Raw genomic sequence first — 25,555 nt, forward strand, 5'->3', positions numbered from 1 at the left:
TGAAGGAAGGCGTATTTGGCGAACAACTTTCTCCAATAATCGCTTCTTTATTCAGCGCTTGTTGGTGAGAGCGTTTCAGCCAGTAATAACGGTATGCGGGCGTCCAGCGCAATACCGTCAGGCGATAGTTGAAAACCGTAGCAAATAACCTCCACTCCTGCTTGCTGAGCCTGGGCCAGCAATTCTGCATAGCGATTGTCAATGTGTCGGGCCGCAGCGACTTGCCTGATGCCCGTATGCAATACGGCAAAAAAAAGTACCGCCCGGTGACCGTCGGCAACCATGCTTTGTAACTCCCTGAGATGCTTCTGACCCCGTAGGGTGACGGCATCCGGGAAATACCCACACTGTTGCTGTAATAAGGTAACCGACTTGACTTCAATATAGCAGTTAGACCTATTTTCTGCCTGCAATAACAAGTCTATACGGCTGTTCTCGTCTCCATATTTAATCTCTCTTTTGACAGAAGTGTAACCAGATAATTCAACAATATGGTTTTTATCTATCGCAGAGCTGACTAACTCATTGGCCCGTAAGGTATTTACGCAAATCCAATCACCACTTTGGGTGTGCGTTAACTCCCAACTGTGGGGATACTTACGTTTCGGGTTATCTGAGGTCGAATACCAAACTGTATCACCGGGCGTCGCGCAACCCGTCATTGCCCCAGTATTAGCGCAATGAATGGTTAATGATTCTCCAGCGGGTGTCACAATATCAGCTAAAAAGCGTTTATACCGCAGGATAAGTGTGGCGGGCTGTAACCGTGGGTTAAAAGATAACAATTGAGGGTTAGACGTCATCAAATTTCCTTTCGCCGCCAGCCAGCGGCCAGCTTTGTATCAGGGTATAGCGGGTGCGACCGCGCACCAATACTGACTCATACAGTGAGAAGTGGTCTACGCACAAGCGTTGATTATTGGTTTTGGCCGGTATAGCTACCGGGCGAGTAGCGCCACGCAACAAGGTCACATGGGGGTGGAATGGCAGTGATGTTTGGGCGCAACCACTGCGCGCAGCCTGAGATCGCAGCAACTGCGCCAACTGCAACAGGCCCCGGGGCGGATTTTTACAGCCAAGCCATATCACGCCCGAACCAGGCCAATGGCCGACATCATCTAAGGTTACGCTGAAGCCAGTCTGGCTGATACGCCCGGCTTGCTGCTGCAATACCTGTGCTTTAGCGGCACTTATATCGCCAAGAAATGCCAGTGTCAGGTGCATATTAGCGACTTCGATAGGGCGACCGGCCTCGGGTGGGAAGCTCGCCGCCCGCCATTGCACAATATCCTGCTGCATGGTTTCAGGCAGTGTCAGGGCAAAGAACATGCGACGGAAACTTGTTTTAGTTTTATCAATGGTATTTATCATCTGGTTGGCATAATCACTCGGCTAAATACGCTCTACGGCCATGATGTTACAATGACTGATGATGAAAGTAGAGCATGGAGACAAATGTGGTGGTGAACCAGAAAGAGCGTGATGCGACAGTGATTGCTTTACCGGTAAGTGAAGTGCTCAGCGAGATACTCTCTGCGTTGCAAACCTCATCGCAAGTCTTACTCCATGCCCCGACCGGCGCGGGAAAATCGACCTGGTTACCGCTGCAAATCCTGCAATACAGTGGGTTGCCAGGGCGGATTATCATGCTGGAACCACGGCGGCTGGCGGCGAAAAATGTGGCTTACCGCCTGGCGCAACAACTGGGGGAACAACCCGGCCAGACGGTAGGCTATCGGATGCGTGCTGAAAGCAAAAGCGGGCCAGATACGCGTTTGGAAGTAGTAACCGAAGGCATTTTGACGCGCATGCTCCAACAGGATGCTGAGCTAACGGGCGTCTCGCTGGTGATCCTCGATGAATTCCATGAACGCAGTTTGCAAGCTGATTTAGCGCTGGCGCTATTGCTGGATGTACAGCAGGGGCTGCGCGATGACCTAAAACTGTTAATCATGTCCGCGACTCTGGACAACCAGCGTCTTTCCTCGCTACTTCCTTGCGCGCCAGCCATTGTCTCGGCTGGGCGCAGCTTTCCCGTCGATCGTTGCTATCAGCCGCTATCAAGCCATGAGCGGCTTGAAGATGGGGTTTCCAGTCGGGTTAAGCGTTTATTAAATGAGCAACCCGGTTCTTTATTGCTATTTTTACCCGGTGTCGGTGAAATCCATCGCGTGATGGAGCGCTTGCACGGTGCCGTAGCCAACGACACAGATCTTTGCCCGCTGTATGGTGCGCTGCCGCTCAGTGAACAGCAGAAAGCGATTCAACCGGCTCTCGCCGGACGGCGCAAAGTGGTGCTGGCGACTAATATTGCCGAAACCAGTTTGACCATTGAAGGTATTCGGCTGGTGGTGGACAGTGGCCTGGAGCGGGTAGCGTGTTTTGATGTGAAAAATGGCCTGACCCGATTAGTCACCCAGCGTATCAGTCAGGCCTCAATGATTCAGCGTGCCGGGCGTGCCGGGCGGCTGGAACCGGGTATCTGCTGGCATTTGTTTGCTAAAGAGCAAGCCGATCGAGCAGCGGAATACAGTGAGCCGGAAATCCTCAACAGCGATCTATGCAGCTTATGGTTGGAACTGCTGAATTGGGGCTGTCAGGATGTGGCACAACTGAGCTGGCTGGATCAACCGCCGCAGGCGGCACTCATTGTCGCGCGCGAATTATTGATGCGACTCGGGGCCATCAACACCCATGGGCACCTTAGTGCTACGGGGCGCAGTATGGCGAGTTTAGGTTGTGAACCGCGTTTGGCGGCCATGTTGTGCTTTGCCGCTGAACAAAGCCCCGATGCGTTGGCAACGGCGGCATTGCTGGCCGCCATTTTGGAAGAACCACCCCGTTCTGGTCAGATTGATTTACACGATTGGCTTAGTCGGCCGCAACCTCACTGGCAGCGCCGGGCACGGCAATTGACGCAAAGAGTCAACCGCCGTTCAGGCAACGTGGACAGTAATCTCGCCGGCCAATTGCTGGCACTGGCTTACCCTGATCGCATCGCGCAGCAGAGAGGGCTGGATGGTCGCTACCTGTTGGCTAACGGTATGGGGGCTGCAATGGCTCAGGATGAGGCGCTGTCACGTACCCCCTGGCTAGTGGCCGCCAACTTATTACAAAGCAACAGCGGGCCGGATGCGCGTATTTTGCTGGCATTGCCGATTGATGTTGAACAACTGGTAAAACAATTACCCCGGTTAGTCGACGAGCGGATGGTGGTGGAATGGGATGAAGAAAAGGGTACGCTGCGGGCCTGGCGACGCTGGCAAATCGGGCGTTTGACCTTACGGGCGCAACCGTTAGCCAAGCCGAGCGATGAGGCATTGCAATCGGCATTACTTAACTGGATACGCGAGCAAGGGTTGCAGGTACTCAATTGGGATGAGCATGCCGAGCAGTTACGCGTTCGATTACAATGTGCTGCCCGCTGGCTACCTGAGGAGCCTTGGCCTGCGATGGATGATGACAGTTTGCTGAGCAAACTTGAGCTGTGGTTACAGCCGTCGCTGTCCGGCGTGCGGGCTTTCCGCGGATTGCGGCAAGTGAACATTAGCGAGGCATTAACCCGCTTGTTGAGCTGGCAGTTACGTCAACGGCTGGATACTGAGCTGCCAACTCATTACACTGTGCCCACGGGGAGCCGCCTGCCAATCCGTTATTATGTCGAGCGGCCACCGGTACTGGCGGTGCGTTTGCAGGAGGTCTTTGGCGAACAACACAGCCCGATGCTGGCCTGCGGGCGGGTGGCGGTGGTGTTAGAACTGCTCTCCCCGGCACATCGGCCATTACAGATTACGGGTGATCTAGCCGCTTTCTGGCAAGGCGCATATCGGGAGGTACAAAAAGAGATGAAAGGGCGTTATCCCAAACATGTCTGGCCGGATGACCCTGCCAATACCCGGCCAACCCGCAGGACCAAGAAGTATCAGAGCCAATAATTTCAGATGTTTCCCCTTTCTATTCGATAAATTGGGGAACACATTAAGCCGCAATAATCGCCAATGCGCGTGGAGATAAATACATGTCTGGGGATGACCGCGAGCCAATAGGGCGCAAGGGCAAGAAAGCCCTACCCAAAGTCGCATCGAAACGGCCACTGCGCCGGCGGCGTGATGAAGATGAGTTCGAAGAAGAAGACTATTTAGATGACGAAGAGCACGACGATGATGACTACGATGACGAGGAAGAGCCGATGCCAAGAAAGGTAGCATCACGTCCGCCCCGTAAAAAACGCCGCTGGCTCGGCTTATTTATCAAACTGTTTTTAGTCGGTGCCGTGGTGCTGGCTATTTATGGGGTTTACCTCGATTCGCAAATTCGCAGCCGCATCGATGGCAAAGTTTGGCAACTGCCAGCCGCTGTGTATGGCCGCATGGTTAACCTTGAACCGGGGATGTCCTACAGCAAAAAAGAGATGGTCGATTTGCTGGAAGGGATGCAATACCGGCAGGTTACCCGTATGACCCGTCCAGGTGAATTCACGGTTCAGGGCGATAGTATTGATATCTTGCGCCGCCCATTTGATTTCCCTGATGCGAAAGAGGGCCAGATCCGCGCGCGTTTGGTGTTTAAAAACGATCGTCTGGCCCAGATCCAAAATCTGGATAATCAGCGTGATTTCGGTTTCCTGCGCCTTGATCCTAAGTTGATTACCATGCTGCAATCACCTAACGGTGAACAGCGTCTGTTTGTGCCGCGTGCCGGTTTCCCTGATTTGTTAGTCGATACTTTGCTGGCAACCGAAGACCGCCATTTCTATGAGCACGATGGCATCAGCCCGTACTCCATTGGCCGCGCAGTAGTCGCTAACCTGACTGCCGGTAAAGCGGTGCAGGGCGGCAGTACCCTGACGCAGCAATTGGTGAAAAACCTGTTCCTGACCAACGAGCGTTCACTGTGGCGCAAACTTAACGAAGCCTATATGGCTCTGTTGGTGGATTACCGTTACAGCAAAGATCGGATTCTGGAACTGTATCTGAACGAAGTGTATCTCGGTCAAAGTGGTAGCGATCAGATTCGTGGTTTCCCGCTGGCAAGCCTGTATTACTTTGGTCGCCCGGTAAATGAACTGAGCCTTGATCAGCAAGCGATGCTGGTGGGTATGGTGAAGGGGGCGTCGCTGTATAACCCATGGCGTAACCCAACGCTGGCACTTGAACGTCGCAATCTGGTGTTGCGCCTGTTACAGAATCAAGGTGTGATTGACGCAGAGCTTTACACCATGCTTAGTGCCCGCCCGCTGGGGGTACAGCCAAAAGGCGGTGTTATTACTCCCCAGCCAGCCTTTATGCAGATGGTGCGTCAGGAACTGCAACAGAAACTGGGTGACAAGATTAACGATCTATCTGGTGTGAAGATCTTCACCACACTGGATCCAGTTTCACAAGATGCAGCAGAAAAAGCCATTGAAGACGGCATTCCGGCGCTGAAAGCCGCTCGTCATTTGGATGATCTGGAAGCGGCGATGGTGATTGTTGACCGCTTCAGTGGCGAAGTTCGTGCCATGGTGGGCGGCGCACAGCCGCAGTATGCAGGCTTTAACCGTGCAATGCAGGCTCGTCGTTTAGTCGGTTCTCTTGCCAAGCCACCCACTTATCTGACGGCATTGAGTGAGCCAGATAAATACCGCCTTAACACTTGGTTATCTGATCAACCGTTGTCGATCAAATTACCAAACGGTTCATCATGGCAGCCAAAAAACTATGATCGCCAGTTCCGTGGTCAGGTGATGTTGGTTGATGGGCTGGCTAACTCGCTGAACGTGCCGACGGTGAATCTGGGAATGTCGGTTGGGTTGGATCAAATCAGTGCGATGTTGCAGCGATTAGGGATCCCGAAAGCCGCTATTACTCCAGTTCCGGCCATGTTACTGGGGGCGATTGACCTGACTCCGGTTGAAGTGGCACAGGAGTATCAGACTATCGCCAGTGGCGGTAACCGTGCACCGTTATCGGCGGTGCGTTCGGTTATTGCCGAAGATGGCACCGTGCTGTATCAGAGCTTCCCACAGGCGGAACGTATGGTACCTGCTCAGGCGGCCTATTTGACACTTTATGCGATGCAACAAGGGGTGGCCCGTGGTACCTCTCGTTCGCTGTCAGTGAAATTCTCCAAATACACACTGGCGGCCAAAACCGGTACTACCAACGACCTGCGTGATAGCTGGTTTGCCGGTATTGATGGTAAGGAAGTGGCGATTGCCTGGGTTGGTCGTGACAATAACGGCCCGGCAAAACTGACCGGAGCTAATGGTGCGCTAACCTTGTATCGCCGCTATCTGGAGAACCAGACTCCACTGCCGTTGGTGTTGCAACCACCGGAAGGGATTAGCGAGATGAGCATTGATTCGGCGGGTAACTTTGTCTGTGGTGAGGCTGGTGGTATGCGCACCATTCCTGTCTGGACTGAAAACCCACAGGGGTTGTGTAAGGCGGCTCAGCCCGCTTCGCAACCACAAGCCGAAGGCGACGGTGTTGCCGGCTGGATAAAAGATATGTTCGGCCAGTAACAGTTAACCCACTGGCACGGTTATCGCGACCGTGCCAGTCTATTCATGCTCCACAGCTCCACTGTTTTGCCTCCGCACCTTATCCCCTCATTTCTTACTACTCAATCGGCTGGCTTAGCGCTTGCAGTTCGTCGCAGGTTACGCATAAACTACCTGCTTTGATAATTATTTCACTTTGATAATTATTATCGTTTCGATTCACTTTCTCGCTATTTTTCGATAACGTTCGGGTCGCAATAATTGTTAAACCCGTTAACTTTTAATCGCAGGGCACCATCTTGGACCAACAGGCAAGCCAATCCAGCACCTTTATCCTCCGTGAGCTGAGTTTTTCGGTTCCCGGCCGAACCTTATTACAGCCACTGTCACTGACATTCCCACAAGGCAAAGTCTGCGGACTTATCGGCCATAATGGTTCCGGTAAATCAACACTATTAAAAATGCTGGGTCGCCATCAGCCACCATCAAGTGGCGAAGCCTTACTCAATGATGTGCCATTAGCACTGTGGGACAGCAAAGCGTTTGCCCGTGAAGTTGCTTATTTGCCACAACAGTTACCGGCGGCTGAAGGGATGACGGTACGTGAATTGGTGGCGATTGGCCGCTATCCGTGGCATGGCGCGTTAGGCCGTTTTCGTCAGGAAGACCGCCAACAAGTGGAAGAGGCAATTGCACTGGTCGATTTAAAACCCTTGGCTAGCCGGTTGGTTGACAGTTTATCCGGTGGTGAACGGCAGCGTGCCTGGTTGGCCATGCTGGTGGCACAAAATAGCCGCTGCCTATTGCTCGATGAACCGACTTCGGCACTGGATATTGCGCACCAGGTAGAGGTATTAGGGTTAATTCAACATCTCAGTCGTGAACGCGGATTGACGGTCATTGCTGTGTTGCATGATATCAATATGGCCGCCCGTTATTGCGACCACTTAGTGGCATTGCGTGGCGGGGAGATGATTGCACAAGGGCCGGCTGACAGTCTGATGCAGGGAGAGGTATTGGAGCAAATCTACGGTATCCCAATGGGGATATTACCGCATCCGGCCGGTGGTGCGCCGGTAAGCTTCGTGTACTAATGACAACACATTTATCCATGGTTGAATCTCATTGCGCGATGCCAGATCACTCTCGGCGCAGACTGCTTACCGCATTAGCACTATCGCCGTTACTGCTGTCATTGCCCAGTTGGGCGCAGAATAGCGGCAAGATTGATGCTAATCGAGTTGTCACGTTAGAGTGGTTACCCACTGAGTTACTGTTGGCATTGGGGGTTACACCTTATGGTGTGGCTGACACCCATAATTACCGACTATGGGTTGAAGATCCTGAATTGCCTGCCAGTGTTATTGATGTGGGGCAGCGTACTGAACCTAACCTGGAACTGCTACAGCAAATGGCACCGTCGCTAATCCTGATGTCGCAAGGCTTTGGCCCTTCGCCGGAAAAACTCGCTCCTATCGCTCCCTCGATGAGTTTTGCCTTTAATGAAGAGGGCAGTTCACCGCTGGCAGTTGGCCGGAACTCATTGCGCACGCTGGGCCAACGGCTAGGGCTAGAAACGGTTGCGGAGCAGCATATTGCTGACTTTGCCCACTTTATGCAGGTAGCTCGTCAACGTCTTTATCACACCAGCCAGGCACCACTACTGATGTTTACTCTGTTGGACACTCGCCATGCGCTGGTTATCGGCAAAGGCAGCCTATTCCAAGATGTATTGGACCAATTGAAGATTGAAAATGCCTGGCAGGGAGAAACCAATCTCTGGGGTAGCTCGGTTGTGGGTATTGAACGTTTAGCGACCATAAAACAGGGGCGCGCCATCTGCTTCGATCATGGTAATCGTGAAATGTTACAACAGGTTGCTGGCACTCCGTTGTGGCAATCTATGTCATTTGTGCGTCAAAACCAATTACGAATATTGCCGCCGGTGTGGTTCTACGGCTCAACGTTGTCTGCCATGCGTTTTGTGCGTCTTTTGGAGCAGGCATGGGGTAATGCATCATGATGGCAACCCATCCACGCAAGAGCGGGTTACTGCCCATTGGATTACTTGGGCTGTTATTGATAATTGCCGTGGCACTGACTCTATATAATCTGCGCCAATTATTGCCCGTTTCATTATGGGCTGAAGCGTTATGGCGGCCAGACAACAATGATGTGCGCCAGATGTTATTCCATTACAGCCAGTTACCTAGGTTGGTCGTCGCACTGCTCACCGGTGCTGGGTTAGGGTTAGTCGGTGTTTTATTCCAGCAAGTGCTGCGTAACCCATTGGCCGAACCCGCCACACTCGGTGTCGCGGCGGGTGCCCAACTTGGGCTGACAGTCGCTACCCTATGGATGTTACCCGGTGGCGAATTGACCCGCCAACTGGCAGCAATGGCTGGTGGTATGGTCATCGGTGCGTTGGTATTTGGTGTCGCCTGGGGAAAACGACTCTCGCCTGTCACTCTGATTCTGGCTGGCCTGGTTCTTGGTTTGTACTGTGGTGCAGTTAATGGTCTGTTGGCACTATTTAACTATGACCAGTTGCAGGGGCTGTTCTTATGGAGCAGTGGCGCACTGAATCAGCAGGATTGGAGTACGGTGCAATTTATTCTGCCACGCTTAGTGATTACCTGCATATTGGCAGCTTTACTGATACGCCCATTAACCCTATTGGGGCTAGATGATGGCATTGCTCGTAATCTAGGACTGGGGTTATCACTGGCGCGGTTGAGTGCGCTGGGCGTGGCAATTATTTTCAGTGCGATGTTAGTTAATGCAGTCGGAGTCATTGGGTTTATCGGTCTATTTGCGCCACTGTTGGCGAAAATTTTTGGTGCGCGGCGGTTATCTCAGCGCTTGATACTGGCACCGGTAGTCGGGGCGTTACTGCTCTGGGTTACCGATCAGAGCATCATCTGGCTGACGCAAGTCTGGCGGGAGATTCCTACCGGTGCGGCGACCGCCTTGATTGGTGCACCACTACTGTTGTGGCTACTACCACGTTTACACAGTGCGACCGCACCCAATATGGATTTTGGCGATAATGTTCCTGCTGAACGACAGCATTTAGGATTATGGATAAGTGTTGGTTTGCTGTTACTGCTGGCTGGGTTGACGGTAGCGCTTATGCTCGGCCGCGACAATCAGGGCTGGAGTTGGATTACCGGTGATGAACTTCAGGCAGTGTTACATTGGCGCTGGCCACGTGTGCTCGCGGCATTATCGGCCGGTATGATGCTGGCGGTGGCGGGGACCTTAATCCAAAAACTGACGGGTAACCCAATGGCTAGCCCCGAAGTTCTGGGTATCAGCTCTGGTGCTTCTTTCGGGGTGGTGGTCATGATGTTTATCGTGCCAGGTAATGCGTTGCTATGGTTGCTACCCGCCGGGAGCTTAGGGGCTGCGGCCACGTTATTGTTGATTCTGGTGGTTGCTGGTCGTGGCGGGTTCTCTCCAGGCAGAATGCTATTAGCAGGGATTGCACTGAGCACCGCCTTTACCACGGTAATCACTATGTTACTGGCCAGTGGCGACCCACGTATGCGCGGCTTGCTGGCGTGGATTTCTGGCTCTACCTACTCGGTTAATGGAACACAGGCAGTAACAACCGGTTTAGTTGCTTTGGTGCTGATTACATTAGCGCCACTGTGCCGCAGATGGTTAATGATTTTGCCATTGGGCAGTGTCACCGCCAGAGCACTGGGTATGGCGCTTGCACCTAGCCGGTTAGCCATTTTGTTATTGGCTGCCATCTTAACTGCCGCGGCTACCCTGACAGTTGGGCCTTTAAGTTTTGTCGGGCTGATGGCACCACATATGGCGCGTATGATGGGCTTTCGCCGAGCCATTCCACAACTGTTTATCGCGGCTATTTTAGGTGGACTGCTGATGGTATTTGCCGACTGGTGTGGCCGCATGCTGTTGTTCCCGAACCAAATCCCCGCAGGGTTGTTGGCAACATTTATTGGTGCTCCTTACTTTGTTTATTTATTGCGTAAACAAGGGCGGTAAGCGGTTATTATGTCAATAATCTGCTTCGTTTGAATATGGATTCTGAACTGTAGTTAGATTTTTTATCAAATATATCATCGAGCTATTAATTATGAGTCGATGATATAGAGGATATTGGGTTAATTTATAGTAATATTATTTAATGATTATTGTATTTAAAATTATTATAAATAAAAATACTACATGCATTGTTAATTATATTTAAACTCAGTTAAATTTAATAAGTAATAAAGTATTGCTCATGAGTTTTTATATGATAGTGTGAAAGAATCAGGCAGAAAATCCACCGCGTTACTTAGACGCTAATTGTGATTGTCAATTTGATAGTTACCTGTATATTATCAAACTAAATAATGCAATGTAAATTATTTTTAAGTTATTAGTTTGTCTGATTATTCTACTCATTATTTAGTGGTAATTAAATTGGAGAGAAATAAGATGACTGAATTAATTCATGAAAAAAGTAAGTTTTTTCTGCATGGAGTTAATGACAAGGTGTTGATTAATATCTTGTTAATATATGGCCTGATAGTGACAGGCTTTGGTGTGTTACTCATTTCCGATGTATTAACTTTTTCTCTGACGACGCACATTGATACTGTTCAACCAGTAACCCGTAATATAATAGATTATCACCCAGTTGAAGTTAAAATGCCTACACTTCCTATGGGGCCAAGTTGGAATGGTAGTAGTGGTGGTGATATTCCACAGTATGTAGAAATATCAGAATTACTTTATACCGTTAATCGGCATTAAATTAATTAAGCGCATTAAACCTCTGGGCTTTAATTTATAACCACCTCCAGCGTTTTGGCTGTGGTTATAGTATCTATAGATATTAAAGTTTGGCAAAGCACCGGCGGGCAGCATCGACGGTTCTCTGGATATCCTCTTTGCTATGTGCGACGGACATAAAACCGGCTTCAAACGCAGAAGGGGCCAGATAGACGCCTTCTGCCAGCATCAAATGGAAGAAACGTTTAAAGCGTTCAACATCACAATTCATGACATCCTGATAGCAGGTGACCGTTGGTGAATTGCTAAAGAAGATACCAAACATGCCACCAACGTGGTTAACCACCAGCGGGATATTCTCTGCTTGTGCTGCATCGAGCAGGCCAGTTGCCAGTAAATCGGTTAACTCGGTCAGGGTTTCATGAATACCTACCTGTGCCACTTCAGTTAAACAGGCATAACCCGCCGCCATAGCGATAGGGTTCCCGGAGAGAGTTCCCGCCTGATAAACTGGTCCAGTCGGTGCCAGTGCCTCCATGACATCACGGCGACCACCGAAAGCACCCACCGGCATACCACCACCGATAATTTTCCCCAGACAGGTTAAGTCAGGAATGACATGGTAGTAATCCTGCGCCCCGGCTAATGCCACCCGGAAACCCGTCATGACCTCATCAATAATCAGCAATGCACCAAATTCATCACATAGATCACGCAGCCCCGGCAGGAATTCTGGCTGCGGTAGTATGCAGTTCATATTGCCAGCGACAGGTTCAACAATGATACAGGCGATTTCTTGTGGGTATTGCTCAAAGGCTTCACGTACAGAGGCGAGATCGTTATAAATACAGGTCAGAGTGTGCTTAGCGAAATCAGCCGGTACCCCCGGAGAGTTTGGCTGACCGAGGGTCAATGCGCCAGAGCCTGCTTTTACTAATAGGCAGTCGGCGTGGCCGTGATAGCAGCCTTCAAACTTGATGATTTTATCGCGCGCAGTGAAACCTCGGGCTAGACGAATGGCGCTCATGGTGGCTTCGGTACCGGAGTTAACCATCCGTACCATATCCATGGTTGGCACTAATTCTGTCACCAACTCAGCCATTTTGACTTCCATCGCTGTCGGTGCGCCAAAGCTTAGGCCGCGCTCGACTGCTTCAATTACGGCCTGACGAATGGCGGGATGATTGTGACCAAGCACCATCGGACCCCAGGAGCCGACATAATCGATGTAAGCTTTACCATCGACATCAAATAGATAAGCGCCGTCAGCACGTTCAATAAACAATGGAACGCCACCGACACCGGTGAATGCACGCACCGGAGAGTTAACCCCGCCTGGGATCACCTGCTGTGCCTGGGCATACAGACTTTCGGACTTACTCATAAACTGGCTCCTGAATTGGGCTTGATGACATTGGCTGAGATGATATTATATTAAATAACAGTGAGTTATATAAAATGAATGTTGTTAACATCAGCTATGACCATAGACAATGGTACCTATTCTAAAGAACTGGCCGCGGTTATCAAATGATTGGGCATAATTAACTGCTAGCTTGCGCGACGTGCCGCATATTCGAAACTTTCATCGCTAAACTTACATTCTAAGCCAGAGTGTTTCATCGACGTTTAAGCAGGCACATCATGATGATGTAGTCTAAACTCAGACTACTGTTCATTTGTATTACTTATTATTCAATTGATAAATAGACTAATCATGACTGATTCAACGCAACCAATGCCTGCTGAAGGCGTTACTGAACTCAAACGGGGTCGTTTTATCCGAGCATTGGTTAATCGTGATAAAACGCCGTTGGTTATTCTTATTATGGCTGGTGTGGTCGGGGTTGTTACCGGTTTGCTGGCTGTGGCTTTTGATCGCGGCGTCGATTGGATCCAACAACAAAGGTTGGCAACGCTGGCCAAAGTCGCGGATTACGCAATTTTGGTATGGCCGCTGGCTTTCGTTATGTCGGCGTTGCTGGCGATGGTAGGTTATTTTTTGGTGCGTCGTTTTGCTCCTGAGGCTGGTGGTTCAGGTATTCCTGAAATCGAAGGGGCAATGGAGGAAATGCGGCCAGTGCGCTGGTGGCGGGTTATTCCGGTTAAATTTATTGGCGGCCTTGGAACATTAGGGGCGGGCATGGTGTTAGGCCGGGAAGGGCCGATGGTACAGATGGGGGGTAATAGCGGGCGGATGATTGTCGATATCTTTCGTCTGCACAGCCCTGAAGCACGTCACTCATTGCTGGCAACAGGTGCAGCTGCCGGGTTGTCTGCGGCCTTCAATGCCCCGCTGGCGGGGATTTTGTTCGTTATTGAAGAGATGCGCTCTCAGTTCCGCTACAGTCTGGTATCAATCAAAGCCGTATTTGTCGGGGTGATAACATCTACTATCGTCTACCGCTATTTTAACGGTGAACATGCGGTTATTGATGTCGGTAAAATGAGCGAAGTGCCACTGGACACATTATGGCTTTACCTTGTGCTGGGGATTATTTTCGGTGCCATCGGTGTGATGTTCAATGCGTTAATATTCCGCACGCAGGATATGTTCATGCGTTTCCACGGTGGTGATTGGCGCAAGTTAGTTTTGCTTGGCGGCCTGCTGGGAGGAATGTGTGGTTTATTGGCATTGTTTCATGGCGAGGCTGTGGGGGGTGGTTTTGCATTAATTCCTATTGCGACAGCCGGTAACTTCAGTATCGGCATGTTGCTATTCATTTTTATTGCTCGAGTTATTACGACACTATTGTGCTTTGGTTCTGGTGCACCTGGCGGGATATTTGCCCCAATGTTGGCTTTAGGAACTATTTTGGGTACTGCTTTCGGTTTGTCCTGCGCGTATTTTTTCCCCGAATACGGCATTGAGGCCGGGACTTTTGCTATTGCCGGGATGGGGGCGCTGTTTGCTGCATCGGTACGTGCACCACTGACTGGGATAGTTTTGGTGTTGGAGATGACCGATAATTATCAGCTTATTTTACCAATGATAGTGACCTGCTTGGGCGCCACATTAATAGCACAATTTATGGGGGGTAAGCCCTTGTATTCAGCTATTTTAGCCCGCACATTACAAAGACAAGAGCAGGCTGCATCTGCGAGTGAACAACAACAACCGGTGGTTGAAAATGATACTCAAACAGGTAGATAATATATAACATTAGCCAGCAATACTTGAATGAATTACTCAGGTATTAGATAATTGATGATTAGATCAGGCTGCCATTGTAGTAACCTGCAACTCGAACACCGGTTGGGAGTGATGAGTATGAGCGATGAAACAGTACTGCCCCTACAGTTTACTGAGGCAGCAGCTAAGAAAGTTAAACTGCTGATTTCTGATGAGGAAAATCCGAATCTGAAGCTGCGGGTTTATATTACCGGTGGCGGATGCAGCGGGTTCCAGTATGGTTTTACTTTCGATGATCAAATCAACGATGGGGATATGACCATCGAAAAGCAAGGCGTGGAATTGGTTGTTGATCCGATGAGCCTGCAATATCTGGTCGGCGGTGCGGTGGATTATACCGAAGGGTTGGAAGGCTCACGCTTTATTGTGACGAACCCGAATGCGAAAAGTACCTGTGGTTGCGGTTCTTCTTTCAGCATTTAATTTATCCTGTGTCCTTGATGCTACAACGACGTTAGCTGTATTCACTTAACCGAACCACTGAATTGGGCCAGCTCATCGGGATTAGTGAGCCTTATTTTGAAGGCACACTCTACGGGCTAGCATCAATGCTGTTCAAATCGCTTCTGACTGATTTGTCGTTCGTTTACTGCCCTGCTGTAACACCAATGACTTTGGGTATAATTAGTCCACTCAATTTCCGATAAAAAACCGCAACTTTAATAGTTGCGGTTTTTTTCATCTGAATATTACCATTCTACAGTGATCAACTGTGTCATCTGGCTGTTACTGGTTTGGCTGAGTAATGAGCCATCTGTCGCAATAAAAGAATGGCTGATTTTAGGTTCGCTAACCAAGCCACCTCCTCGTTGGCAGTGTATTTGTGGATAATTTACTTTTGCATCATTAGCTATGTGTTCATTTTGATTCGGTGATTGCACCTGACAAGATGGCACGATAGTTAAGCTTAATTCTATTGTGCCGCTTAGCCCCTGAGCCAGCGACGGACTGGCAATAAATGCCAGCCAAAACGTAAACAAAAAATATTTCATGATTTATGACTGCATTTTTATCTGTCGGTGTCCCATTCAGCCAGCTAAATGGGGATATCCTGCTTATTGACGCCGCAGCGTTGTTAGCTATCAGGGCCAATTATTTTGGATAGATATATCGGCTAATTATTTAAAAACTTGAAGATTTAGATCATACAAATTAGACCAATCACTCTATTAGTGCTCTATTTCAAATGTGGGTAGTTTTAAACGCCAGCGGATAGCTGCAAGCCGGATACCGAGCGTAATCACCATGCCCAGCATCATTGCTTGTTGTAAGGGCATACCAAAAGTATAGAACGCGGTAGCATGAACGATACCACCAATAATGCAGGCGGTAGCATAAATTTCAGTGCGCAGGATCATTGGGATCTCGCGGGCTAATACATCGCGGATAATCCCACCGCCGACTCCGGTTATAACACCCATACAGATAGCCACTAACGGGCTGGCACCAGCCGCAAAGGCTTTATTGACGCCGATACCGACGAATACTGCCAGACCAATAGCATCAAGCACCGGCAGGATCCATTTAGGTGTTCGACGAGGTTGACGCACCAACAAAATGGTTGCCAGACAGGTCACCATTGCAACCACTAAGTCAGTAGGATCTTTCACCCAAAAAACCGGGCCATTGGCCAAGGCCATATCGCGGATTGTTCCCCCACCGACAGCCGTCACCACCCCTAAAACCAGCACACCAAACGGGTCCATACGCAACTTCCCCGCTAGCAATACACCAGAGATAGCAAATACCGCAGTACCTAAAATATCCAGCCAATAAACCAGCATTAATGTGACTCCGCCACGGGGGATGGAAAGCTGGCCATTTGTTGGCACAACTGTTCAGCGGCCAGCAGGATACGCGGACCCGAACGATTAAACCAGTCCTCATTCAGCGTTATAACAGGAATTGCAAGCTGAGGTTGCCAGAAGGCTCTGACATTATCAGCCTGTGGCTGGTCACCGCTGACTACGATCACCTGTGGTTGGCGTGTCATGACTTGTTCCCGACTGACTTGAGGCCAAGGAACACGACTGCCAGCAAAAATATTTGCTCCACCACACAAGGAAATAACCTCACTTTGTAACGTATGCCCAGAGCTGGTAAACAGCGGCTGAGTACCAAACTGTAAAAAGGTACGCAAGGGCGTGTTACGGACATTGTGGCGACGTAATTCAGTAACCTTCTGACGGAGTTGAGCTGCGGCTTGGTGGGCCTGTTCAGGATGCTGGCTGTATTGCGCCAATTTATCCAGATCACCAGCAATTTGATCAATATTTACCGGATCAGAATAGAAAATTGGAATACCAAAGGCGGCGAGTTGATCAAGCGGGCGTTGTGGATTACCGCCACGCCACGCGAGGATCAAGTCTGGCTTTAATGCCAAAATACGTTCGACATTCACGCCTTGCCAGGATGCAACTTGCTCAAGCTTTTTAGCCGCTTCCGGGTAATCAGAGTAAGCACTTACTGCAACCAGTTTATCGCCTAATCCCGCGGCATAAGCCAGTTCAGTGGTGCTGGGGGATAAGCTGATAATCCGCTCTACTGCCACTGCGTATGGTGCAAACAGGGCAAACGAAAACAGGCCGAGCAACAACGTTATTGCTGCTCGTGATAGGGAGAAAATACGGGAACGGACCATTAATTGCGATTAGCCAGTGTGGTTAACATGGCTTCGATCATAAGCGTCGACTGCTGAGCGGCGACCACTAAGAACTCTTCAAAGCTCAGATGAGACTCCTGATCAGCCACATCAGAAATCGCACGAACCACAACGAAAGGTGTCTTGAACAGATGACAAACATGGCCGATAGCGGCGGCTTCCATCTCGACTGCTGCCACCGACGGGAAGGCCGCGCGGATACGGGCCAGGGGGGCTGAACCATTAATAAAGGCATCGCCGCTGCAAATCAGGCCGCGTACTGCATGTAAGTTCAATTGATTAATGCAGCTTTCTGCCAGTGCAATCAACTCAGCATCAGCAATGAAAGCGGGAGGGCAACCGGCCATTTGGCCTGCTTCATAGCCGAATGCGGTCACATCAGCATCGTGATAGCGAACTTCGTTAGAAACAACGATATCACCCACTTTCAAACTGGAGGCTAAACCACCCGCAGAGCCGGTATTGATTACCACGTCTGGCTGGCAATGCTCTAACAGCAATGTTGTTCCCATGGCCGCAGAGACTTTACCAATGCCGGATTTTAGTAATGCGACATCAACGCCATTGAGTTTACCGGTGTAAATTTCGCAACCTGCTCGTGTCAAGGTTTGGCGATTTTCAATTTTATCACGCAGCAACGTAACTTCTTGCTCCATCGCACCAATAATGCCTACTTTCATATGGATACCCGCTGATTTTAAAGAGTGGATTAGGTTGTAATTATCAACGCACAGTTTATCAGTTAAGTGAGATATCCGGGTAGCTCAGCAAAGATAATGCGTAATGTGCCGCAGTTCATGCGTAATCAATTGCATCTGTTGGCGGGAGTCGGTATCACTGTTTATATTAAATGATCAGGGGGATAACATGTCCGGGATCGACTTTAAGCAGAAAATCAGTTTTCAGCGGCCGTTTGGTAAATCCAGTTCGGCGGAAGATGAATATGAGATTACCCGAGTATTTGAAAGTGATCGGGGTCGGATTGTGAATTCTGCCGCCATTCGGCGTTTGCAGCAAAAAACACAGGTCTTCCCACTGGAACGTAATGCCGCTGTTCGTAGCCGTTTAACCCACTCGCTGGAAGTGCAACAAGTGGGGCGTTATATTGCCAAAGAGATCCTTAATCGGTTTAAGCAGGATAAAAAAATCACAGCTTATGGGCTGGATAAGCTGCTTGATCCCTTTGAAAGCATAGTGGAAATGGCTTGCCTGATGCATGACATCGGTAATCCTCCCTTTGGCCATTTTGGTGAATCAGCTATCAATAACTGGTTTACAAAACAGATGGACCCTAACGGCGGTGGTGCGGAACCTCGTGGTAAGGATCATTGTCAGGTTAATGCATTAAGGCTGCGGGAAGGGGAAACAGAACTTAATATCCTGCGCAGTAAAATCCGCCATGACCTAAGCCAGTTTGAAGGTAACGCACAAGCCATTCGGTTGGTTTACAGTTTATTAAAACTGAATCTGACTTATGCTCAGGTAGGATGCATTCTTAAATATACCAAACCGGCGTATTGGTCAGGCGATATTCCTGCTTCTCATCACTATTTGATGAAGAAACCAGGGTTTTATCTGGCTGAAGAAGACTATGTTAAAGATTTACGTCGTGAACTCAATATGGGAGAGTTCAATCGTTTCCCTCTGACATATATTATGGAAGCTGCGGATGATATTTCTTATTGTATTGCTGACTTAGAAGATGCAGTAGAAAAAAGTATTTTCAGCGTTGAACAACTTTATGATCATATGATGCAAGAGTGGGGCGAAGTTACCCATGGCGACTTGTTTGATAAAGTTGTTGGTGGCGCATTCCGGCAATTAGGTCGCGGGCAAGGCCGGCGCAGTTCGGAAGATCAATTCTTTATGTATTTACGGGTAAATACTGTCGGGAAGTTAGTTCCCCATGCAGCACAACGGTTTATTGAAAATTTACCCACGGTATTTTCTGGCTCGTTCAATCAGGCATTATTAGAAGACTCCAGCCCTGCGTGTAAATTACTGCAAATTTTTAAAAAGGTGGCAGTAAAACATGTGTTTAATCATCCTGAAGTAGAACAGCTTGAATTACAAGGATATAGAGTTATTAGTGGGCTACTTGATATTTACAGCCCATTATTATCTATGCCGCAAACGGCCTTTACACAGTTAGTGGCAGAAGGCAGCCACCGCCAGTATCCTATTGAGACGCGGTTGTTCCATAAATTGTCTACTAAGCATCGCTTGGCTTATGCGGAATCGACAGAGCGGTTACGTAATTTATCGTCAGAACAACATGAGATCTATGAATATTATTATCGTGCTCGTTTAATTCAGGATTATATCAGTGGGATGACGGATCTTTATGCTTATGATGAATATCGGCGATTGATGGCTGCGGAATAGTATCCAAGCAAAGTGAGTTGTCCGTTTAATTAACTGTAGTTTTGTAAAGACGGACAATATTTTTTACTATTCCGATTATTGGTTCTATGAACTTCATCCCCCATATTTAATCTTACTATGCAAGACGGCTATATCCTTCTCTTGGCGTTGCCGCGTAGTGAGTGGCTTTCGTTACTCGACCCATCCCTATCGTTGAGCTTTAGTTCGCTCATTAGGATTCGCGCGATTGCTCACTGACTGCTACGTCAATTATTTTGGATATAAGTCAGTTATACCCTTTGTCTCTGAAGCTGCTAGGTTGTTAGCCGCAACTTCAATTTCTTTGGGTATATATACCATTTATTGACCCCTTATTAATTGTACAGCGAGAACCAGAATACATGAAAAAAACAACTTTAGTGTTAAGTGCACTGGCATTGAGCATCGGTTTAGCCATGGGGCCGGTTTCTTCTGCTATTTCGGCAGAGACGGCCTCTTCTAGCAGCCAGCAGCTCCCTAGCCTGGCGCCAATGCTAGAGAAAGTGATGCCTTCTGTTGTGAGCATCAACGTGGAGGGTAGCACCCAGGTTAGCAACTCCGGTGCTGGTGGCGTGCCACCACAGTTCCAGCAGTTCTTTGGTGATGACTCGCCGTTCTGTCAAGACGGTTCACCGTTCCAAGGCTCCCCGATGTGTCAGGGCGGGCAGGGTGGCAAAGGGGGATCACCTAGCAAGCAGGATTTCCGAGCGCTCGGTTCAGGTGTCATTATTGACGCTGCCAAAGGTTATGTCGTTACCAATAACCACGTGGTAGATAATGCGACTAAAATCAGCGTTAAACTGAGCGATGGCCGTAGCTATGAAGCAAAAGTGATCGGTAAAGATCCGCGAACTGATATCGCGTTATTGCAGTTAAAAGATTTTAAAAATCTGACTGCAATTAAAATCGCAGATTCTGATCAATTGCGTGTGGGTGATTATACCGTTGCTATCGGTAACCCATATGGTCTGGGTGAAACCGTAACATCCGGTATCGTGTCTGCTTTGGGGCGCAGTGGTCTGAACGTGGAAAACTACGAAAACTTTATCCAGACTGATGCCGCGATTAACCGTGGTAACTCCGGTGGCGCATTGATCAACCTGAACGGTGAGCTGATTGGTATCAACACTGCGATCCTGGCACCAGATGGCGGTAACATCGGTATTGGTTTCGCTATCCCAAGTAACATGGTGAAAAACCTGACATCTCAAATGGTTGAATTTGGTCAGGTGAAACGTGGTGAATTGGGCATTATGGGCACCGAGCTGAACTCTGAGCTGGCCAAAGCCATGAATGTCGATGCACAGAAAGGTGCCTTTATCAGTCAGGTCTTGCCAAAATCTGCGGCGGCCAAAGCCGGGATCAAAGCTGGTGACGTGATTGTCAGCATGAATGGTAAAGCAATCAATAGCTTCGCAGGTTTCCGTGCTGAGATTGGTACTCTGCCAGTGGGCAGTAAAATGACCTTAGGTCTGCTACGTGACGGTAAACCTGTCAATGTGGAAGTGACCTTAGAGCAGAGCAGCCAAACTCAGGTTGATTCCGGTAATCTCTATACTGGAATTGAAGGTGCGGAGCTGAGCAACTCTGATGTTAATGGTAAAAAAGGTGTGAAAGTTGATAGCGTGAAAGCCGGCACTGCCGCTGCACGTATTGGCCTGAAAAAAGGCGATATCATCATGGGGATTAACCAGCAGTCAGTTCAAAATCTGGGTGAGCTGCGGAAGATTCTCGATACCAAACCATCAGTGCTGGCGCTGAATATTCAGCGTGGTGACACTTCACTCTATTTATTAATGCAGTAATCGGCATTAATAACGCCAAAAGGGCGCAGTTCATTATGACTGTGCCCTTTTTTTATGTTGAAGCGGGGGTGTGCTAAGCAGTACCTAAATAGCTTTTGGCAGCATAGCGAACATTCTCTATCTCATCTAATAATTCAAGCCATTCAGGTTGCAAGCCTTGTAAATCTGTTTGCTGGCGCAATTGCTGCTCAATTGTCATGCGCAATTGCTGCTCAATTGTCATGCACAATTGCTTCAGTCGCGGCACACCGCTACATGCACAACTGCCATGGAACTTATGAATTAGGTTCAGAATATCGTTGTCATGACTACCTGCCAATATAGCCTGCACGCGACCTATCACTTGCGGCATAAATTCTAATAACATAGTTAACAGGTCTCTGGCGAGAGCCTCTTTATTGGCTGCTTGCCTGACTGCCAGTGGCCAATCTATCGCCCCGTCACATTCAGATTGAAGTACCGGCAAGTGAGCAGCCTGCACCAGAAGGGGGGCTGAACTATCATGCTGAAAGCGGGAAAGTGCCTGAATTAATCGAGCTTCATCAATCGGTTTTGCCAGATAGTCAGCCATCCCCAGTTTTAACAACTGTTCTTGCTGGCCTCTTACGGCGTGGGCGGTGACTGCAATAATGGGGGTATCCAGATGATGGGACATCTGATGAATGACTTCGCTGGCACGGATACCATCAATTTCAGGCATTTGAATATCCATTAAGATGATATCCAGCGTGTTTTCTCGGGCATAGGCAATGGCTTTCGCGCCACTGTCACACAACACGGTCTCTTCGACCTGTTCTTCAAGCAGGGTGCCAATGAGTTTTAGGTTAGCTGGATTGTCGTCAACTGCCATTACCTTAAACGGTAATTTAGCCAACTTGTCCGCTTGCTCCACTACGGGTAATTCACTGTGAGGTTCTTCAGATAACAGCAATGGAATCAATCTATTCGATGACAAAGGTTTGACCAGACATGCTTTGGCACCGAGCTGTTTAAGTTGCTCAGCCTCCACCTGTGACTGGCTTGGTAGAGCCAGAATTACGCGCTCGGAAATTTTCAGCGCCGCTACCAGTTTATCTTGATGAACCGCCATATCATTACGGAACGGAATGGGTACCCCCACCAGCAGGAAATCATAATGTTGGCGCGGTAATTGCGCTAACGTCGGGCTATGAGTGACCTGCAAGGGCGTGACACTCAGAATATCTAGCGCGGCCCTTGCTGCACAAGTATTGCGCTCAACATAGGCGAGTGTTTTCCCCTCTAAGTACGACATATCAGGATGGCGATAAGAGAGGGTTTCGTTAAGATCCAGTGTGAGATGGAACCTAAAGGTTGAGCCGCGATCTACTTGGCTGTGAAAGCTAATATCGCCCCCCATCTCTTTGACCAATCTTTCGGTAATGACCAATCCAAGGCCGGTCCCTCCGTGTCGACGCGAGATACTGGCATCCGCCTGACGAAAAGCCTGGAATAGCTGAGCCTGTTGGGATTCAGAAATACCAATGCCCGTATCGTGAATCTCTACTACCAGAGTGACTTGTTGTGCTGTCTTCGCCTGCACAGCAACCAGAATATCGATATTGCCCTGTTCGGTGAATTTAATCGCATTACCGAGCAAGTTCGTGACAATTTGCTGCAAACGCATCGCATCCCCGACTACCTGCTCGGGGACATCATTATTAACATGCAGTGTCAGCTCCAGCCCTTTCTCATGTGCGGTGTGTGCCAGTAAGATAATGACTTCATCCAGTGCACCACGTAGTGGGAAGGGAATGTGTTCAAGAATGAGTTTTTCGGCCTCCAGTTTGGAGAAGTCGAGAACATCATTAATGATGCATAACAGGTTGTTGGCTGAACGTTGGATAGTCTGCAAATAGTCAGTTTGTGTGGGGGTTAGCGAAGTTTTCAACGTTTGGCGCGTAAAACCAATGACACCATTTAGCGGAGTTCGTAGCTCGTGAGACATGTTAGCCAGAAACTCCGACTTAATGCGTGCCGCTTCCTGTGCCCGCTTTTTTGCCAGCCCCAGCTCAACATTTTGTATCTCCATCTGTTCCAGTGTTTCGCGTAAATCAGATGTCGCTTGATCGATATTTTGCTGCATATCTTCGTGATAGGCCGCCAACGACATCGCCATCGAATTGATACCATTTTTCAGAATATTCAGCTCGCCGAGCATATGTCCTTCGACCCGGCTATCCAATTGCCCTCGACGAATACGGTCAACAGCATTCACCATGTTACGGATTGGGCCGGTAACATCGCGCATCAAACGATAAGCAAACAAAATCGCTACACACATGCAAAACAGCAACAGCAGGGTTGAAATAAAGATCTCTTTGTATTGCTGCAAACGCACCGATTGTAAATCCAAATCTATGGCGATATAGCCTAGTGGCTGATGGGTTATATCCGAATCCGAGACTCTGTCACTGGATAAGTTGGATTCAGAGACAATAGGCATTCGCATAATCAGCGAGTCGCCGCGATAAGAGAGCATCAGCGACTCAGGGATAGAATCACCTTTAGGTAACCTTAATTGTGAGGAATTGTAATTATAGTTAGATGTGACAAAAAGATTGTTATCTGCGTCGAAAACGGATATTGACCGAACAATATTCGAGTGACGGCGATGAAGCAGGTTAATCAACTGACGGACAGTATCGCGGTTGCGAAAGGTCATGCCATATTCACTGGCAACCGCCAACGGTTCGATAATATTAGTGCCTGCATTAACTATTTGTTTTTGAAGCTCATTATAACGATTTACCATAAAGGAAGTACTGAGTAACAGCCCAAGAAGCAGCGTGGGGGCCAGGATTAAAATCATCATGCGCGCGCGAAGACTGTATTTGGTCATGGTATTCCAATGTGGGAGAATCGGCAGCTTACAAAACCAGTGCTTGATCAATCAATATGGCGCAATTCTACTCTCCAAACCGACGTGTGACGACCCGACAAACGATAACTGTGACAGTAAATTCTCTTGATCCCTTTGGTCAGGGGGTTGCACGCGATAAAGGCAAAGCTATTTTTATCCCCGGGGTTCTACCGGGAGAGCAAGCTGAAATTGAGCTGATCGAGCAAAAACGCCAGTATGGTCGCGGTAAACTTAAACGTTTGTTGAACCAATGTAGCGAAAGAGTGGCTCCTCCTTGCCCTCACTTTGGAATTTGTGGAGGCTGTCAGCAGCAGCACGCTTGTAGCCAATTGCAACAAGATAGCAAAGTAGATTCGCTCAGGCGACTGCTGGTGCAGGCAACGGGGGGCTGCCCTGCATTAGACTCGGTTATCTGTGGGCCAGAGTATGGTTATCGGCGGCGGGCGAGGTTGGGGTTGCTCTATCAGCCAAAACAGCAGCGATTACAAATGGGCTTCCATCAAACTGAATCTCACGACTTGGTTAGCATAAAACATTGTCCCGTCCTGCGGCCTGAATTGGAGCGCCTGCTACATCCGCTCTATCAATGTTTATCTGCCTTACAGGCTGTGCGCCGGTTAGGGCATGTGGAACTGGTACTGGCTGATAATGGGCCGTTGCTGGTTTTACGCCACCTTGATACCCTTAATGAGGTAGATCGTGCAGCGCTTATAGATTTTGCTCTGCGGGAGGGGGTTGCCGTTTATCTGGCTGCCGACAGCGAGAATCTGGAAAAACTCTTTGGTGAGGACCCCTATTACCAGATAGACGGTCTACGCTTAGCATTTCATCCACGGGATTTTATTCAGGTCAATGATACGGTCAACCAACAAATGGTGGCTCAGGCTCTGGCATGGCTTGATGTACAACCTGACGAGCGGGTACTGGATCTCTTCTGCGGTATGGGTAATTTTACATTGCCGCTAGCAAAGCGTGCGCGTGAAGTTGTCGGGGTGGAAGGAGTTGCGGAGCTGGTGGCGAATGGGCAGTATAATGCGCAGAACAATGCATTAGCCAACGTGTCATTTTTTCATGAAAATCTGGAATCCGATATCAGTCGTCAGCCGTGGGCGATACAAGGATTCGATAAAGTATTATTAGACCCCGCTCGCGCAGGTGCTGCCGGGGTGATGTCACATATAGTCAAACTGGCGCCAAAGCGGGTGGTGTATGTTTCGTGTAATCCCACTACGCTGGCACGGGATAGTCAGGTGTTGTTAGCCGCCGGTTACCGTCTTGCTCAGGTGCGAATGTTGGATATGTTTCCCCACACCGGGCATCTTGAATCTATGGCGCTGTTCATGCAGGAGCCAGGGGTCGCAAAGTAGGGAGAAGT

The 25,555-nt window shown here is 49.0% G+C and carries 19 protein-coding genes; 11 read left to right on the forward strand and 8 right to left on the reverse strand.

From position 1 onward, the window contains the following. Nucleotides 1-47 precede the first annotated feature (47 nt). Together sfsA and thpR are read right to left on the reverse strand one after the other, a co-directional pair. Nucleotides 48-803 (reverse strand): DNA/RNA nuclease SfsA, encoded by a 756-nt coding sequence (sfsA, locus tag ACWJJO_RS04020; protein WP_193784723.1) that lies wholly within the window; start codon nucleotides 801-803, stop codon nucleotides 48-50. Beyond that, complete coding sequence (gene thpR / locus ACWJJO_RS04025; RefSeq protein WP_481090659.1) at nucleotides 793-1,371, reverse strand: RNA 2',3'-cyclic phosphodiesterase; 579 nt, start codon at nucleotides 1,369-1,371, stop codon at nucleotides 793-795. The genes sfsA and thpR overlap by 11 nt, the downstream gene beginning before the upstream one ends. Nucleotides 1,372-1,445: 74 nt before the next feature. On the opposite strand from thpR, the gene hrpB reads away from it, so the two are divergent. The 6 genes from hrpB (at nucleotide 1,446) to ACWJJO_RS04055 (ending at nucleotide 11,257) form a co-directional block, all read left to right on the forward strand. Further along, nucleotides 1,446-3,935 carry an ATP-dependent helicase HrpB gene (gene hrpB, locus ACWJJO_RS04030; protein ID WP_481090660.1) on the forward strand — a complete coding sequence of 830 codons (2,490 nt, stop codon included), beginning with the start codon at nucleotides 1,446-1,448 and terminating at the stop codon, nucleotides 3,933-3,935. Between the two features lie 83 nt (nucleotides 3,936-4,018). Then, entirely contained in the window at nucleotides 4,019-6,505 is a 2,487-nt protein-coding gene (gene mrcB / locus ACWJJO_RS04035; RefSeq protein ID WP_442821252.1) for a bifunctional glycosyl transferase/transpeptidase, read from the forward strand. A 278-nt stretch (nucleotides 6,506-6,783) separates the two neighbouring features. Next, nucleotides 6,784-7,578 carry a Fe3+-hydroxamate ABC transporter ATP-binding protein FhuC gene (fhuC, locus tag ACWJJO_RS04040; protein ID WP_083160448.1) on the forward strand — a complete coding sequence of 265 codons (795 nt, stop codon included), beginning with the start codon at nucleotides 6,784-6,786 and terminating at the stop codon, nucleotides 7,576-7,578. Next, complete coding sequence (gene fhuD / locus ACWJJO_RS04045) at nucleotides 7,578-8,507, forward strand: Fe(3+)-hydroxamate ABC transporter substrate-binding protein FhuD (RefSeq protein WP_442851157.1); 930 nt, start codon at nucleotides 7,578-7,580, stop codon at nucleotides 8,505-8,507. Before fhuC ends, fhuD begins: the two co-directional genes overlap by 1 nt. Further along, a complete protein-coding gene (fhuB, locus tag ACWJJO_RS04050) occupies nucleotides 8,504-10,501 on the forward strand; it encodes a Fe(3+)-hydroxamate ABC transporter permease FhuB (RefSeq protein ID WP_083160444.1) in 1,998 nt (665 codons plus the stop codon). Before fhuD ends, fhuB begins: the two co-directional genes overlap by 4 nt. Before the next feature lie 438 nt (nucleotides 10,502-10,939). Beyond that, nucleotides 10,940-11,257 carry an E492 group microcin gene (locus ACWJJO_RS04055; protein WP_083160442.1) on the forward strand — a complete coding sequence of 106 codons (318 nt, stop codon included), beginning with the start codon at nucleotides 10,940-10,942 and terminating at the stop codon, nucleotides 11,255-11,257. Between the two features lie 82 nt (nucleotides 11,258-11,339). Here the strand turns inward: ACWJJO_RS04055 and hemL are convergent, their stop codons facing one another. Continuing rightward, on the reverse strand, nucleotides 11,340-12,620 hold the full coding sequence (gene hemL, locus ACWJJO_RS04060; RefSeq protein ID WP_083160440.1) for a glutamate-1-semialdehyde 2,1-aminomutase: 1,281 nt from the start codon (nucleotides 12,618-12,620) through the stop codon (nucleotides 11,340-11,342). A gap of 333 nt (nucleotides 12,621-12,953) precedes the next feature. On the opposite strand from hemL, the gene clcA reads away from it, so the two are divergent. Together clcA and erpA are read left to right on the forward strand one after the other, a co-directional pair. Beyond that, complete coding sequence (gene clcA, locus ACWJJO_RS04065) at nucleotides 12,954-14,390, forward strand: H(+)/Cl(-) exchange transporter ClcA (RefSeq protein ID WP_083160438.1); 1,437 nt, start codon at nucleotides 12,954-12,956, stop codon at nucleotides 14,388-14,390. 117 nt (nucleotides 14,391-14,507) lie between these two features. Continuing rightward, nucleotides 14,508-14,852, forward strand: a complete 345-nt coding sequence (gene erpA, locus ACWJJO_RS04070; RefSeq protein WP_004706254.1) for an iron-sulfur cluster insertion protein ErpA — start codon at nucleotides 14,508-14,510, stop codon at nucleotides 14,850-14,852. Between the two features lie 266 nt (nucleotides 14,853-15,118). Here erpA and ACWJJO_RS04075 read toward each other — a convergent pair whose 3' ends face one another. The 4 genes from ACWJJO_RS04075 to mtnN all read right to left on the reverse strand — a co-directional run bounded on the left by ACWJJO_RS04075 (nucleotide 15,119) and on the right by mtnN (nucleotide 17,771). Then, nucleotides 15,119-15,421 (reverse strand): hypothetical protein, encoded by a 303-nt coding sequence (locus ACWJJO_RS04075; RefSeq protein ID WP_372568694.1) that lies wholly within the window; start codon nucleotides 15,419-15,421, stop codon nucleotides 15,119-15,121. Between the two features lie 177 nt (nucleotides 15,422-15,598). Continuing rightward, complete coding sequence (locus tag ACWJJO_RS04080) at nucleotides 15,599-16,213, reverse strand: TRIC cation channel family protein (protein ID WP_019211026.1); 615 nt, start codon at nucleotides 16,211-16,213, stop codon at nucleotides 15,599-15,601. After that, nucleotides 16,213-17,070: a vitamin B12 ABC transporter substrate-binding protein BtuF gene (btuF, locus tag ACWJJO_RS04085; protein ID WP_481090661.1), complete on the reverse strand. Its 858-nt coding sequence runs from the start codon at nucleotides 17,068-17,070 to the stop codon at nucleotides 16,213-16,215. Before btuF ends, ACWJJO_RS04080 begins: the two co-directional genes overlap by 1 nt. Next, nucleotides 17,070-17,771, reverse strand: coding sequence for a 5'-methylthioadenosine/S-adenosylhomocysteine nucleosidase (gene mtnN / locus ACWJJO_RS04090; RefSeq protein ID WP_083160436.1), 702 nt, complete (start codon nucleotides 17,769-17,771; stop codon nucleotides 17,070-17,072). The genes btuF and mtnN overlap by 1 nt, the downstream gene beginning before the upstream one ends. Before the next feature lie 187 nt (nucleotides 17,772-17,958). Here mtnN and dgt point away from each other — a divergent pair, with 187 nt between their 5' ends. Both dgt and degP read left to right on the forward strand, forming a co-directional pair. Further along, entirely contained in the window at nucleotides 17,959-19,476 is a 1,518-nt protein-coding gene (gene dgt / locus ACWJJO_RS04095; RefSeq protein WP_481090662.1) for a dGTPase, read from the forward strand. 380 nt (nucleotides 19,477-19,856) lie between these two features. Beyond that, entirely contained in the window at nucleotides 19,857-21,299 is a 1,443-nt protein-coding gene (gene degP, locus ACWJJO_RS04100; RefSeq protein WP_083160432.1) for a serine endoprotease DegP, read from the forward strand. 73 nt (nucleotides 21,300-21,372) lie between these two features. On the opposite strand, the gene barA is transcribed toward degP, so the two are convergent. Beyond that, the gene (barA, locus tag ACWJJO_RS04105; protein WP_481090663.1) at nucleotides 21,373-24,159 is read right to left on the reverse strand and encodes a two-component sensor histidine kinase BarA; all 2,787 of its coding nucleotides are present in this window, start codon (nucleotides 24,157-24,159) and stop codon (nucleotides 21,373-21,375) included. 56 nt (nucleotides 24,160-24,215) lie between these two features. Here barA and rlmD point away from each other — a divergent pair, with 56 nt between their 5' ends. After that, nucleotides 24,216-25,547: a 23S rRNA (uracil(1939)-C(5))-methyltransferase RlmD gene (gene rlmD, locus ACWJJO_RS04110; RefSeq protein ID WP_372568699.1), complete on the forward strand. Its 1,332-nt coding sequence runs from the start codon at nucleotides 24,216-24,218 to the stop codon at nucleotides 25,545-25,547. Nucleotides 25,548-25,555: the final 8 nt, after the last annotated feature.

The organism is Yersinia antarctica (assembly GCF_056636475.1).